The organism is Mucilaginibacter sp. NFX135 (assembly GCF_048565145.1).
GTDB lineage: Bacteria > Bacteroidota > Bacteroidia > Sphingobacteriales > Sphingobacteriaceae > Mucilaginibacter.
In genome coordinates, this window is record NZ_CP183412.1 from 1,947,704 (window position 1) to 1,963,375 (window position 15,672).

The window sequence follows — 15,672 nt, forward strand, 5'->3', positions numbered from 1 at the left end:
AATTTTTGGAGGTATAGAATCGTTAGTAGCAACAATTTTACATTGTTATATTTTTATAGAAATAAGTATTTTATTGATGATTTGTTAATAAAGGTATCTCAAATCATCATGTTTTACTGCTATAATGATTTACTAATAATTAATTTGCAAATCTGTATTTTTCACTTGTGTAAACAATACACTCTCATTACATTAGATGAATAGCCAATATAAATTTCTGAGGCATCAGAAATCACACTGAATCTAATATTATTATAACATTTTAGTCTTAAATAACTCAACCCAAAAGGGCGAGCAAAAGTGGATGATAGCGGGGAATAAGTTTAAAATTTATTACGGGAAGATCATATGATAAAACTTTTACACTCATTATTTTTCGAATCTTTAAAATTTAGTTGTCGCTATTTTAAAAGCCACATTACTAAGTTTTCTGTTTCCGGCCAGCAATTCATCCCAGAATATTTTATAGTCCCATTATTAACTTAAAACTTCATTTATCGACTTACAATCTTAAATCAAATATATTAATCAACTAAATCTCAATCTCATGTTTAAAAGTTTACTCCTAAAAGGAAGATTCCTTGGTGTGCTGTTATGCTGCCTGGTTTCTTCGTTGGTAGTTACAGCACAAACAAAGTACAAGGGTAAGGTTATCGGCAGCGACGATAAACTACCCGTAGTAGGTGCGTCGGTACGCATCAAAGGTACTACTACAGGTTCTGTAACAGACGTTAACGGCGAATTTACGCTAAGCCTAAGCCCGGGCAATACGCTGGTAATTTCATACATCGGTTATCAAACAACCGAAGTAAAAGTGGGTACTGATGCTAATATCAGGATCACGCTGCAAGCGGGCAGCAATTCACTGAACGAAGTTGTGGTTACCGGTTACGGCTCTCAACGTAAAAAAGACATCACCGGTTCGGTAGCTATTGTTAACGTGGCCACCATGAAATCGGTACCTGCAGGTAATACATCTTCTTTATTGCAAGGACAGGCATCAGGCGTAACGGTTACCAACTCTGGTCAGCCGGGCGCTGCAACCTCGGTAAATATTCGTGGTGTGGGCTCAATTTTTAGCACAGCACCATTAGTTATTATTGACGGTACGCCTGGTAAATTAGATGATATCAACGTAAACGATATCGAATCTTTACAAGTGTTAAAAGATGCAGGTTCGGCATCTATCTATGGTGTACGTGGTTCAAATGGTGTAATTGTTGTTACAACAAAAAAAGGTAAATCAGGTAAGGCTACCATTACTTATGACGGTTTTTATGGTACCACAAGACCACTAAAAGATGGTTTTAAACTGGCGGATACCAAAACCTACATGGAGGCCGAGTTTGAGTCGTACAGAAATGATGGAAAAATAGGTGGTGGGCCGAAAGGCAATCCGAGCGCCCAATTTGATCCACAGGGAACAGGTACATGGACTATTCCTGACTTTATTTCTCCTGCAGGTGCCAAAATAGGTGATCCAGGTACTACGGCGGCAGATTATACCTTAAACCCTTTAACCGGCGTAGGTAACCAGGTAACTATGGCTAATAAACAAGGCACCGACTGGTTTCATGAAGTATTTAAACCTGCTCCAACCACTATACATAATATTACAGCCAGTGGAGGTAATGATAAATCAACCTATTTAATGTCTGTTGGTTATTTAAACCAACAGGGTACATTGATTGGTACATACGAAAAACGTTACTCTACAAGGATCAATACCAACTTTAACCTTGGAGATCGCGTACGTGTAGGCGAAAATGCTTATTTGTTTAACAAGAACAACCCTACAATGGGTACTGCTAACCAGAATGAAGGTAACCTGGTTTCTTATATTTATCGTGAACCACCTATAATCCCGGTTTATGATATTAAAGGTAATTATGCAGGGTCAAGATCAACCGGGTTAAGTAACTCTTCAAATCCTGTTGCTATTGCTCAGCGTAGCCTGGCCAATAGCAAGTTGAGAGGTAATAACCAAGACTGGCAAATACAGGGTAATCTTTTTGCAGAGGTAGACATAGCTAAGCATTTTACTGCCCGTACACAATTTGGCGGTACTGTTGATAACTATTATAATCGTTATTTTAACCCAACACCGTATGAAAATGCTGAAGGTAATACAGGAGCAAATTCATACCAGGAAATTTCAGGGTACCGTAGCAGCTACACCTGGACTAATACTTTAAATTATAACCAACAATTTGGCAAACATAGCTTAAAGGTATTATTAGGAGAGGAGTCGATCAATAACTATGGCCGTCAGGTACAGGCTGGCCGGGGTAATTACAATATAATCGATCCGGATTATATACAATTAAATACAGGTTCGCCTTCCGGGCAAACAAATACCAATAATTTCCTGGATTATAACGTGTTTTTCTCCAATACTATCCAATCATATTTTGCAAGGTTAGATTATGCATTTGATGATAAGTATTTGTTAAGTAGCACAATAAGACGAGATGGTTCGTCTTATTTCGCTCCGGGTTACAGATACGGAACTTTCCCTTCAGTAACTTTAGGCTGGAGAATTTCAAAAGAAGATTTCCTGAAAGGTGTTAGTTGGATAAATGATCTGAAATTACGCGGTGGTTATGGTTCATTAGGGTCACTGAGCGGAGTGGCAACGCAGCCTTATAATGCATACGATCTATATACAGCAGGGCCGGGTACACAATATTATGATATTAATGGTACAGGTAACATCGCAAATTTAGGATACTCACTTACACAAAAAGGTAATAAACAAACTACCTGGGAAACTGATAAAGAGTTAAATATTGGTATTGATGGAACAATCCTGAATAATGCGATTGATTTTTCATTTGAGTATTATAAAAAAACAACTTCAGGGTTATTATTTAGATCACAAAAACCTGCCCCTGCCGGTATTCCAAATCCTCCTTATATCAATGCTGGAAATTTAGTAAACAAAGGTTTTGATGCCAGTGTAAATTATCATGGTAATATTGACCAGCTCAAATTTACGGTTGGGCTTAATTTTAGCCATTACAGTAATTTAGTGAAGTCGCTAAATTCAGGTGTGCCTTATCTTGATGTTAATAGTGCAGGCTCAACCCGTTTGCAAAATTTTGTACGCTTGCAGCCAGGTCAACCGGTTGGGGAATTTTTTGGCTATCAGGTATTAGGATTATATCAAAGTCAGGCCGATGTTGATAATTCTCCTGGATATAGCGGTGCTAAACCTGGTTTATTCAAATTAAAAGATGTTAATGGCGATGGAAAAGTAAACCAGGATGATCGTACATTTATTGGAAATCCAAACCCTAAATTTACAGGAGGCTTAAACTTAGGCGCCAGCTATAAAGGGTTTGATTTTAGCGCCTTCTTCTACGGTGTTTACGGTAATAAAGTAGCTAACTATGTTAAATACTGGACCAGCTTCCCGGCCGTATTTGATGGTAACGTAAGTGCCAACATCTTGACTGATTCATGGCATGCGGGTGCTGATAACAGTAAAGCCACTATCCCGGTTCTAACCAGGGCCGCTAATATTGGTAACACTGGTGCGTTTAACTCATTTTATATTGAAAATGGTTCGTTCCTTAGGTTAAAATCATTACAAATTGGCTACACCCTATCTCCTGAAGCATTAAGAAAAATTGGTTTATCCAAGGTACGGGTGTTCGTATTAGGAAATAATCTTTTTACAATTACCAAGTATACTGGTTTGGATCCTGAATTACAGAATTCAGCTCTTAACAACAGTACTGCAGGTGATAACACCAGTTTTGGTATCGACTTCGGAAATTATCCGGCAAACGAAAAGAGATACAGTATAGGTGTACAGGCGACGTTTTAATGTTTAATGTTTTTAGCGAAAAGAAATTATGAAAAAAATACATTTAAAAGTCATAGTACCTCTGGTTTTAGTGGCGCTATGCTTAGCATATAGTTGTAAAAAGAATCTATTAAGTCAAACACCACAGGGGCAATTACTACCGGCCCAAATTTCAAATGCTGCGGGTGTAAACGGTATTTTAATTGGGGCTTACTCCTTATTAGATGGTGTAGGTGGTATAGGAGGTGGTTCAAACGCTTCCGGCTCAAACTGGATGTTCGGTAGTATAGCTGCAGGAGACGCCTATAAAGGTTCACAACCATCAGATGGTGGTCAGGATGCATTACCTGTAGGTAATTTTACAGCAAATACCTCCAATGTTTATGTAAGAGACAGATATACTTTACTGTTTGACGGTGTTGCCAGATCAAATGACGTGTTGCGCACTATTCCTCTGGCTAAGGATTTGGCTGCTTCTGATGCTAAAACTATAGCAGCAGAAGCTAAGTTCCTCCGTGGTTTTTATTATCTGGAATTGAGAAAAATGTATGGTCAGGTACCTTATGCGGATGAAACAACAACCGATTACAATTTGCCCAATACTGCCGAAATCTGGCCAAAAATAGAAGCCGATTTTAAAGCAGCAATAGCGGATCTGCCTGCTACTCAACCGCAAAAAGGCCGTGCGAACAGTTGGGCTGCCATGGCATATTTAGCAAAAACCTACATGTTTGAGCATAAATATGACGATGCGTTACCATTGTTTCACCAGTTGATTTCAAGCGGTGTGACAGCACGTGGCCAAAAATATGCGTTAAACCCAATTTTTCAGACAAACTTTAGTCCGGAAGGCTCGCAAAAAAACAGTGCAGAGTCAGTATTTGCTGCTCAAAACTCTGTAAATGATGGCTCAAACGGTCAAAATGGTAATGCAGGTGATGACCTGAACTTTCCATACGGTGGCCCGGGCGGTTGCTGCGGTTGGTTTAACCCTTCACAATCATTAGGTAATTCATTTAAAACCGATGTCAATGGTTTACCTTTATTTGACACCTTTGATACAGTGGGCCAGGATGTAAGTAATGGTGCCACTCCCTGGACCGGGAATGTTGACCCTCGTTTAGATATCACTGTTGGCCGTCCTGGTATTCCTTTCCTTGATTGGGGCAACCCAGCTCCGGGATGGATCCGTGACCCTACAGATGGTGTGTTTAATCCGCGTAAGAATGTTTATTCACAATCTGAAAAAGGATCTAACTCAGATAATACTCCGGGTGTATGGAACAACGTACAGTTAACATCAAATAATATTAACCTGATGCGTTATTCAGACATCCTTTTAATGGCAGCCGAAGCTGAAATTGAAGCTACTACAGGCGGAAACCCAGCCACTGCATTAGATGATGTTAACCAGGTTAGAACAAGAGCTGCCAACCCAGCCGGTTGGGTTTATAAAAATTCAACTTATGCACCAGGGACATCAACCTATACGGTGAATGGTACGCCTGCTGATAAGTATAAAGTTAGCCCATATCCGGCAGGTGCTTTTGCTGATAAAGCTTATGCCCGTAAAGCTATCCGTTTTGAAAGAAAAATTGAACTGGCTATGGAAGGCATGCGTTTCTTTGATTTACAACGCTGGGATGGCACTTCTGTTGCCCTGCCTAACGGTGCAGCTACGGGCGACGGTAGCATGGCTGCCGAGATCAATGCATTTTTTACTTATGACGTGAGAATTAACTCACAATTACAGGGAGCTAAATTTACCAAAGGGGTAAATGAATACTATTTTATCCCTCAGTCGCAGATTGACTTGTCAAAATCGTTAGCCGGCGGTAAAGGTGTATTGGTTCAAAATAAAGGTTATTAACTTAAACCTGTTATAAATTTATAATTGTAATTTTAGGTGGAGATATTTATCTCCACCTTTTTTATAGCCTGATCGTAAAATTTCATGAAGTACAGCGCCCCATTTTTATGTCTTTTCCTTTGTGCGTTTATGGCCTGTAAAAAGCCAACTCTATTTGAAAAAATACCCTCATCATATTCAGGGATCACCTTTAGTAATACCATAGTTGAAAACGAGAAAATAAACCCGCTCACCATGCTTAATATTTATAATGGCGGCGGTGTAGGCATAGGCGATTTTAACAACGATGGTCTCCCGGATATTTATTTTATAGGTAATGCCGTGCCTAACCGTTTATACCTCAATAAAGATAATATGAAATTTGAGGATGTTACTGTAAAAGCAGGGGTAGGCGGCAAAGGCGGCTGGGGGCGTGGTGTTGCTGTTGTGGATATAAACAATGATGGGCTGCCCGATATCTATGTATGCAATACTTTATTGGATGACTCTGTTAAAAGAACCAACCTTTTATATGTAAACCAGGGAGTTGGTACCGATGGTATACCCCGGTTTAAAGAGATGGCCAAAGAGTACGGCCTGGATATTAATATACACTCCACCATGGCCTCATTTTTTGATTATGATAATGATGGCGACCTGGATATGTATCTTACCGTTAATGAAGCCGTAGCCAGTGATAACCAGAGCACTTTCAGGCCAATTATAACAGATGGTAGTCATCGCAGTACCGGCAGGCTTTATCGAAACGACTGGAACCCGGTATTAAAGCACGGTGTATTTACCAATGTATCTAAACAGGCGGGTATCACAATTGAAGGCTATGGACATGCCGCAAGCATAGCCGATATTAATAACGATGGCTGGAAAGACATTTACGTAACCAATGACTTTTTACCCAATAACATATTATACATCAATAATCACGATGGTACCTTTACCGATAAAACGAAGGAATATTTTAAACATACTTCTTTCAGTTCGATGGGTCAGGATATTGAAGATGTAAATAATGATGGGCTGCCCGATGTGTTTGAGGTTGACATGAATCCCGAAGATAATTACCGGAAAAAGATGTTCATGCCGCCAAATAATTACCAGATATTTCAAAACTTCGACCGGTATAAATACCAGTATCAATATACACGCAATACCTTACAAATCAATCAGGGATCACGGTTAGGACAAAATGACTCTATTGGTGATCCTGTTTTTAGTGAAACGGCCTTTCTTAGCGGTGTAGGACAAACAGACTGGAGCTGGGGACCCATGCTTACAGATTTTGATAACGATGGCTATCGTGATTTGGTGATAACAAATGGTTATCCACGTGATGTAACCGATCATGATTTTATTGTATTCAGGCAGCAGGCCTATTCCGTAGCATCAACCAAACAAGTACTTGATCAAATACCCATTGTTAAAATACCTAATTACGCATTTAAAAATACTAATGGCTTACAGTTTGAAGATGTAACCAAAAGCTGGGGTTTGGATCTACCGTCATTTTCAAACGGAGCGGCCTATGCCGATCTTGATAATGACGGCACCATGGATATGATCATCAATAACATTGACGATGAGGCATTCATCTATAAAAACACCGCACGTGAAAAAGATAAAAGCAATAATCACTATTTACACATACAGTTTCATGGCGGCAGTCAAAACCTGGGTGGTATAGGAGCCAAAGCCAATATTTATTATGATCATGGTAAACAGCAGGTGTATGAAAATATACCTTACCGGGGTTATTTGTCAACCATACAAAATATCGCTCATTTTGGTTTGGGTAAGATAACCCGGCTCGATTCGGTTGTGATCAGATGGGATAATGGCAAAAAGCAGGTATTGTTAAATGTAAAAGCCGATCAAACATTGAAGGTAAACATTGCCGATGCTAAAGAGAACTATAATTATAACCATCCGGTCATCAATAAATCATCTTTGTTTAAAGAGGTAACTACATCCGCGGGTATCACCTACAAGCATCAGGATAAGGACTATGTAGATTTTAACGTCCAGAAGCTGATACCTCATAAGTTATCAGAATACACACCCGCAGTGGCAGTTGGCGATGTAGATGGCAATGGTTTTGACGATATGGTGATTGGAGGCACAACCCAATATCCGGCCCAGGTATTATTGCAGCAGGCCAATGGCAAATTTATACAGCGTGATCTGCTGCCGCGAACAATGGATGTGCCGTTAACTGTCAATTCAATCTCGGCTCATAACGACTTTTTATCGCAAAAGGTTAGGGTTAGGGATGAAGGGATCCTGCTTTTTGACGCCGATGGAGATGGTCACCCCGATTTATATATTGCCAGCGGAGGTTTTGAAAGTGAACCCGGGTCGGCAAATTATCAGGACAGGGTGTATCTGAACGATGGTAAAGGAAATTTCAAACTGCAGCCAGATGCGCTGCCAAAAAACTTCACCAGCAAATTATGTGTTAAAGCTGCTGATTTTAACAGGGATGGCAAACTTGATCTTTTTGTATCCGGTCGTGTTGATCCCTGGAACTATCCCAAACCTGTTTCAAGTTTTGTTTTACGTAACGACAGTAAAAAAGGCGCTATAAAATTTACAGATGTATCGGCAACAGTTGCCCAGGCATTAAAAAACGTTGGTTTGGTATGCGATGCCACCTTTACCGACTTTAATAATGATGGCTGGCCCGATCTGATGCTTACCGGGGAATGGATGCCTGTCACTTTCCTGAAAAACGATCATGGCACTTTCAAAAATGTAACCAATAATACCGGGGTTGAAAATAAACTGGGTTGGTGGAACACCATTGCTGCCGGCGATTTTGATCATGATGGTGATATTGATTATATAGTAGGTAATACAGGCTTAAATACTTTTTATAAGGCTACCGATCAGTATCCAATATTTATTACCGCGAAAGACTTTGATAATAACGGCAGTTACGATGCTTTTCCATCCGTTTTTCTGAAAGATCAGCAGGGAGAAATGAAAGAATTTCCGGTTAATGGGCGCGATGATATTGTAAAACAAATGATCAGTATGCGTATCCGGTATCAGAATTACAGATCTTTAGCAGTAGCGACAATGGATTCGGTGATAACCCCCGAAATGCGGAAGGGCGCTATAAGGGTAAAAGCAAATTACCTGCAGTCATGCTACTTGCGTAATGATGGTAATGGTAAGTTTACTCTTATACCGTTACCACTGGAAGCCCAAATGTCTGAACTATGTGGTATTACGGTTGATGATTTTGATGGTGATAGTAACCTGGATGTGGCCATCAGCGGTAATGATTTTGGCACAGAGGTTACCACCGGCCGTTATGATGCCTTTAATGGTTTGATACTCAAAGGTGATGGCAAAGGCGGCTTTAAACCGCTTACATTACAGCAAAGCGGTCTTTACATACCAGGTAATGGCAAAGCATTGGTAAAGCTAAAAGGGGCAAGGGGTAATTATTTGCTGGCCGCCACCCAAAACCGTGATGTGATGAAACTATTTGAATTAAAACGACCGGTTAAAACGGTTACCCTGCAGCCATTGGATATGTATGCGGTTATTAAATACAAAAATGGCAAAATGAGCAGGCTGGAGTTTTACAACGGTAGTTCTTTCTTGTCGCAGTCTGGCAGATTTTTTAATATTGAGAACAATATGGCATCGGTGACTATAACTGATAGCAATGGTCACCAAAGAAACATACAGCTTAATTAACCATACATGAAGTGCTTTAAAATAGTAACAGTCTTAGCCGGTATTTTTTTACTTTTTAGTTGCAGCGATAAAAAGAAAGCCGCGTTAATGAAAGATGCCGATGTAATACATCAAAACGTTGACCAGTTAACGCAAATAATCATATATGATGTATTTACCCCACCGGTAGCCAGTCGTATTTATGGTTATACTACGCTTGCAGCTTATGAAGCTGTACGTTATGAAAACCCCGATTATAACTCAATTACCGCGCAGCTTAGAGGTTTTGGTGAACCACCTAAGCCGCAAAAGAATAAAAAGTACAATTTTACCCTGGCCGCTACAAAGGCATTTTTTACGGTAGCACATAAGGTTACCTTTTCTGTTGATACACTGAAAAAGTATGAGAATAAGGTATTTACCAGTTACAAAGACAACCTTGACGATTCCACTTATGCGCGTTCTATAGCATTTGGCGAGCAAATTGGTAAATACATATTAAAGCGGGCCTCTGTTGACAATTACCCCCAAACACGCGGCAAACCACGTTTTTTAGGCAACGATAACCCTGGCCAATGGCACCCAACTCCTCCAGACTACCTGGATGGGGTAGAGTTTTGCTGGGGCACCATGCACACTTTTGCGGTGGATACCTCAACCAATTTCCCGCTGCCGCCTCCTCCGCCATTTAGCGAGGATAAAAACAGCGCCTATTTTAAACAGAATGTAGAGGTATATCAGCAAAGTAAAAATCTGACTAAAGAACAGATCGATATAGCCAAGTTTTGGGATGATAATCCCTTCGTAATTCAGCATAGCGGGCATGTGATGTTTGCCAATAAAAAAATTACACCCGGGGGGCACTGGATAGGCATTACCGCCATTGCCTGTAAACAAACACATGCCGATGTGGTGAAAACAGCACAAGCCTATGCTTTAACATCCATAGCGCTTTTTGACGCGTTTATATGTGGCTGGCAGGTGAAATATGATCTTAACTATATCAGACCGGTAACTGTTATTAACGATAAAATCGATCCTAATTGGTTACCCATGCTGCAAACGCCTCCGTTCCCTGAATTCCCAAGTGGGCATAGCGATATCAGTGGTGCATCGGCAGTGATATTAACCCACATTTTTGGCGATAACTTCGCTTACCAGGATACCAGCGACTTGCGATATATTGGTATGCAGCGCCATTTTGATTCGTTTTTAAAAGCTTCTGACGAAACTTCAATCAGCCGTTTTTATGGAGGCATACACTATCGTTACAGTGTTGACCAGGGCGCGGTGCAAGGCCGTCAGGTTGGTGAATACATCTGGAAAAAACTAAAACTTAAAAAATAGCTGGCAGACAATTCTATGAGAAAAAGCTATTATGTAACATTTTATATGGTGTTGTTTATTGCAGTGTTGTCTGGTATAACTTTAATGAACAGCTGCAAAAATAAAACCAAACAGCCTTATCAATTAACGGGTAATGTACTGGTAGATGGGCAAAACCTGGCCCAGGCAAAATGTACAAGATGTCATGCTTTAGTACCCGCCAATGCCTTGAGTAAAGATGTTTGGGAAAGGCATGTGTTGCCTTATATGGCAAGTTTTATGCATATTTCTATTTATGGGTCAACCTATTTTAAACAGAATATGACCGATACTTCTGGTGCATCCTTACAGGAATGGCTTGCTTTGGTTGCCTATTATAAAAAAGCCGCACCTGATACGGTTGTTTCTGCACCAAAGCCCACTCCATTGATCAGTGATTGGGCAGGGTTTACGCTAAAAAAACCAGAGCCTGTAAATTATAACAGCTTTACCACCATGGTAGCGGTAAATCCTTACACGCATAAACTGTACAGCGCCGATTTTACTAACAATAAACTACTTAGCTGGGATAATAGTTTAAAACCAGATTCGCTGGGTACATTACCGTCACCTGCGGTCAGTGTGAATTTTACAAAAGATACGGCGGGTAACAATGCCGGTTATTTTACTTGTGTTGGCCGGTTGGAGCCAGCCGATTTCCCCAACGGTAAAATTGTAAAAGTAAATCTGGATGCCAAAGAACTAAACAGCGATCAAACCTTTGTAGCGTCGGACTTACCCCGGCCCCAGCAAACCGCGTTTGCCGATTTTAATAAGGATGGGCTTACCGATATGGTAATTTGTGGGGCAGGCAAGCTGAAAGGTGGTGTATTCCTGTTGAAACAGAATGCAGATCACACTTATGATCAGGAGACAATTTATGATAAACCTGGGGCTGTTCAGGCCATTACAGGCGATTTTAATAAAGATGGCTGGCCCGATGTTATGATACTCATCGGTAGCGGTGATGAAGGCCTATGGCAGTTTTTAAACGATCATAACGGGGGCTTTACTAAAAGAAACCTGCTGCGTTTTCCGCCTGTATATGGATCCTCCGGCTTTCAGCTGGCTGATATGGATCATGATGGCAATCCAGACCTGATCTATACCTGTGGCTATAACTATCGCGACTCCCGGCGGATAAAACCCTTTCATGGCCTGTATATCTATACTAATACCGGCGACTGGAATTTTAAACAGCGCTGGTTTTATCCTATCAATGGTTGTACTAAAGCCATAGCTACGGATTTTGATGGTGACGGCGACCTGGACATTGCCACCATAGCCTTCTTCGCCGATATGAAGAATATCCCTGCCGAAGAATTTATATATTTTGAACAGGTTAAACCTTTTGATTTTAAACCACATGCCATTCCGGTAAGCCAGTACGGTCATTGGATGTGTATGGAAGTAGCCGATCAGAATAACGACGGAAAGCCTGACATTATATTGGGCAATTATTCGAGCGGATTTTTATTTATACCAGGATTTAAACCCACATGGGATAAAAAGTTACCTTTGATAGTGCTCGAAAATCACATCAAAAAATAAGTATAAAAGCTGCACCCTGCTTGTGTTTGCCAAATGGAAATGTGTACATGACTAAAAACTACAGGATGCCGGTAAACAGGTTGTGTTTACTGCCAACTATAATGCTATGCCTAACGCTGCTAACCAACGGCTGTTCGAACAATAACAATACCACCACCCAAAGTAATAACAAATACTTAGCCGAAGGGAAAAAGCTGGCCGCAACGCATTGCGCAAGTTGCCACCAGCTTCCGGATCCCTCACTATTAGACAGTGCAACCTGGGAAACAGGCGTTATGCCCGCCATGGCCCCAAAATTTGGTTTCAAAAGCTTTATGGGTAACTACCTGGTATCGGCAAACACCAGCATATCCAAGGAAGATTGGTATAAGATACTGGCTTATTATAAAAACACCTCTCCCAAAAAACTGGTCATACCCAAGCCTAATGCAGTAAAGGATTGGGCTTTATTTAGTCTCAGGCAACCACAGAACGCAGATCGCAAAGGATTGCAGGCTATGACAACCATGGTTGCTTACAATCCCAATGATGATTTCATTTACACAGGCGGTGCAGGCAATAACCTGTACAAATGGAACAGCAACCTACAACCTACTTTGGTCAAAAAGTTTCAATCGCCGGTTACGGATATCAATTTTTTTAAATCAAAGAACGAACCCAACGGGGCTGTTATTACCTGCATTGGTATACTGCCGCCTAATGATGCCCTGAAAGGAAAGCTGATCAATATCAACCTTGACAAGCCTGCCAAAAACGACTCAACCCTAATTACCGATAGTTTACCCAGACCTGTAAAAAGTGCTTATGCTGATTTTAACCGGGATGGACTTACCGACTACGTATCCTGCGGTTTCGGGCGCGATCGTGGCGGTTTGTATGTGATGCAACAACAGGCCGGGGGCAAATTCAGCAAGAAAATATTACGGGCATTACCCGGCGCTACACAGGTTTTTACCGGTGATTTTAACCATGATGGCTGGCCCGATATTGCCTGCCTGTTTGCCCAGGCCGACGAAGGGATCTGGATGTTCCTGAATGATAAAAAAGGTGGTTTTACCAGTCAGAATTTATTGCGTTTTCCCTCAGTATATGGCTCCAGTAGTTTTCAACTCATTGATATAAATCATGATGGCCTGCTGGATATTGTATATACCTGCGGCGATAACAACGATTTTTCGCCGGTATTTAAACCTTACCATGGCGTGTATATTTTTACCAACCAGGGTAACTGGAAATTTAAGCAAACCTATTTTTACCATATCAATGGCTGCTCAAAAGCCATTGCCGCCGATTTTGACCATGATGGCGACCTCGACATCGCGGTGATCGCTTTTTTTCCTGATTTTAAGTATCATCCCGAAGAAGGTTTTACCTATCATGAGCAAATCGCTTCAGGGAAGTTTAAGGTTCATGCTATACCGATTAACCAATACGGCCGCTGGATAGCTATGGATGTAAATGATATAGACCATGATGGTTACCCGGATATCATCCTGGGGAATTTTTCATTTGGAACGAAGGGACTGATGGTACAAAAAGATGTGGAACCCAGTTGGGACCTTTACCAGCCTTTTATCGTGCTGCACAATAATGCCGGAAGCAGTATGATGCCAAAGTATAAGTAAAAAACTTTTTAAACCTTTAATTTTAACAATTTTCTGTCCAAAACCGGGCTAAAAATGCTTGAAAATTGATCCAAAACCATCGGTTTTAACACTTTTTAACAAATTTTGATCCCGTTTTGGAGCGTTTTTAAAACTTTAAAAAGTATTAACTTATTGATTGTCAAATAAAGCGTGAAAATGGCCGGTTTTGGCCTTGTTTTCTCTTAGCACAACGGCCCGGTTTGCTCATAAAAAAGAGCAAACCGGGCCGTTGTATTGATATAAAAGTACGAAAATTTATGGTCAAAAGCAAATAGAGTAGTACCCAAACCGACGTATTGCCATCACCAATACAAAGCCTAACTTTGCCTGTAAAATAATTGAATGAACACTGCTGATATACTGATCATAGGCGCCGGCGCCGCAGGTCTGATGGCTGCCCGCGAACTGGCCATCACCGGTAAAAAAATAATCGTACTGGAAGCAGATAACCGTATAGGAGGTAGGATCTATACAAAACATGATGCTATTACAGGAAAATATATGGAGCTGGGGGCTGAGTTTGTACATGGCGACCTGCCGGTTACCCTCGGTTTATTAAATGAAGCCGGTATTAAATACCGTTCCGCTTCAGCAGAAATGGTGCAGTATGCCAATGGCGCATTTTTGGAAGATGAATCATTTATAGAACATTGGGACCTGCTCATCGACAGATTGAACAGTTTGCAGCAGGATATCAGTATCGAGGAATTTATGCAGAAGGGGTTTCCCGGAGATAAGTATGCCCGGATGCGGACCTCGGTACGGCAATTTGTATCGGGTTATGATACCGGTGATCCGCAGAAGGCCAGTTGCTTTGCCCTGCGCAAGGAGTGGCAACATGAGGATGACAGCGCCCAGCACCGTGTGGAAGGAGGGTATGTAAGCCTGATGAATTACCTTGCTGCCGAATGCAAAGCTCATGATGGCGAAATATTGTTGCATAGCATTGCAAAAGACATTTACTGGGAACCCGGGAAGGTGAGCGTAATCACGGTTGACGGTACAGCCTACCACGCCCAACAGATGATACTGGCTGTACCGCTTGGCGTTTTAAAAGCAAGCGAAGGGCAAACCGGCGCGATAACTTTTCATCCGCCGCTTAAAGCGCACGCAGAGGCTATACAGCGGATGGGTTTTGGCGCGGTGATCAAAATATTATTGGAGTTTGACGAGCCTTTCTGGTATAGTGAACAAACCAAAGAACGTATTGGCCGGAGTCTTGACAATATAGGCTATCTGCTTTCGCAGGAAGAGATACCCACCTGGTGGACACAGTTTCCTGAACGCTCCAGCGTATTTACCGGTTGGATAGGCGGCCCAGATGCCGAAGCCAAAAAGGACATGACCGATGAGGACATATTGCAGCAAAGCCTACAATCGCTGGCCAATATTTTTAAGTTGGGGGTAGACGAATTGCAGCAACGACTTAAAACCTGGCAGGTAATGAACTGGACAGCCAAACCATTTACGCGGGGCTCATACGCTTATGATACGGTTAATGCATCTGCCTGTCGCCATACGCTGAATGCCCCGGTTGATAATACCCTGTTCTTCGCCGGCGAATACCTTTACGAAGGCACAGCCATGGGGACGGTGGAGGCAGCGCTAACAAGTGGAAAGGGCGTAGCGGGGGTAATATCACAAGTGCACTGAAGGATACCAGCAGAGGCCTCACCCAACCCTCTCCAAAGAGTAATAGCCAAACCGACGCGTTAAATCCGAAATCAAACATCCGATATCCAAAA

Annotated in this window: 7 protein-coding genes; all 7 read left to right on the forward strand. The window is 41.4% G+C overall.

The window, feature by feature from the left end:
* Window positions 1–547: 547 nt before the first annotated feature.
* The 7 genes from ACNURT_RS08470 to ACNURT_RS08500 all read left to right on the forward strand — a co-directional run bounded on the left by ACNURT_RS08470 (window position 548) and on the right by ACNURT_RS08500 (window position 15,580).
* Window positions 548–3,832, forward strand: a complete 3,285-nt coding sequence (locus ACNURT_RS08470) for a SusC/RagA family TonB-linked outer membrane protein (protein ID WP_370998685.1) — start codon at window positions 548–550, stop codon at window positions 3,830–3,832.
* Window positions 3,833–3,860: 28 nt separating this feature from the next.
* The gene (locus ACNURT_RS08475) at window positions 3,861–5,681 is read left to right on the forward strand and encodes a RagB/SusD family nutrient uptake outer membrane protein (protein WP_419701362.1); all 1,821 of its coding nucleotides are present in this window, start codon (window positions 3,861–3,863) and stop codon (window positions 5,679–5,681) included.
* A gap of 84 nt (window positions 5,682–5,765) precedes the next feature.
* On the forward strand, window positions 5,766–9,386 hold the full coding sequence (locus ACNURT_RS08480; protein ID WP_419701363.1) for a VCBS repeat-containing protein: 3,621 nt from the start codon (window positions 5,766–5,768) through the stop codon (window positions 9,384–9,386).
* A gap of 6 nt (window positions 9,387–9,392) precedes the next feature.
* The gene (locus ACNURT_RS08485; protein WP_370998682.1) at window positions 9,393–10,712 is read left to right on the forward strand and encodes a vanadium-dependent haloperoxidase; all 1,320 of its coding nucleotides are present in this window, start codon (window positions 9,393–9,395) and stop codon (window positions 10,710–10,712) included.
* Between the two features lie 15 nt (window positions 10,713–10,727).
* Window positions 10,728–12,281, forward strand: coding sequence for an FG-GAP repeat domain-containing protein (locus tag ACNURT_RS08490; RefSeq protein ID WP_419701364.1), 1,554 nt, complete (start codon window positions 10,728–10,730; stop codon window positions 12,279–12,281).
* 47 nt (window positions 12,282–12,328) lie between these two features.
* Window positions 12,329–13,906 (forward strand): FG-GAP-like repeat-containing protein, encoded by a 1,578-nt coding sequence (locus ACNURT_RS08495; protein WP_419701365.1) that lies wholly within the window; start codon window positions 12,329–12,331, stop codon window positions 13,904–13,906.
* A gap of 363 nt (window positions 13,907–14,269) precedes the next feature.
* The gene (locus tag ACNURT_RS08500) at window positions 14,270–15,580 is read left to right on the forward strand and encodes a flavin monoamine oxidase family protein (RefSeq protein WP_419701366.1); all 1,311 of its coding nucleotides are present in this window, start codon (window positions 14,270–14,272) and stop codon (window positions 15,578–15,580) included.
* Window positions 15,581–15,672 lie beyond the last annotated feature (92 nt).

Bases quoted from the DNA above. Each gene is read 5' to 3' on its own strand.
- ACNURT_RS08480 (WP_419701363.1), top strand. From the start codon at position 5,766: ATGAAGTACAGCGCCCCATTTTTATGTCTTTTCCTTTGTGCGTTTATG.
- ACNURT_RS08495 (WP_419701365.1), top strand. From the start codon at position 12,329: ATGACTAAAAACTACAGGATGCCGGTAAACAGGTTGTGTTTACTGCCA.
- ACNURT_RS08500 (WP_419701366.1), top strand. From the start codon at position 14,270: ATGAACACTGCTGATATACTGATCATAGGCGCCGGCGCCGCAGGTCTG.
- ACNURT_RS08470 (WP_370998685.1), top strand. From the start codon at position 548: ATGTTTAAAAGTTTACTCCTAAAAGGAAGATTCCTTGGTGTGCTGTTA.
- ACNURT_RS08485 (WP_370998682.1), top strand. From the start codon at position 9,393: ATGAAGTGCTTTAAAATAGTAACAGTCTTAGCCGGTATTTTTTTACTT.
- ACNURT_RS08475 (WP_419701362.1), top strand. From the start codon at position 3,861: ATGAAAAAAATACATTTAAAAGTCATAGTACCTCTGGTTTTAGTGGCG.
- ACNURT_RS08490 (WP_419701364.1), top strand. From the start codon at position 10,728: ATGAGAAAAAGCTATTATGTAACATTTTATATGGTGTTGTTTATTGCA.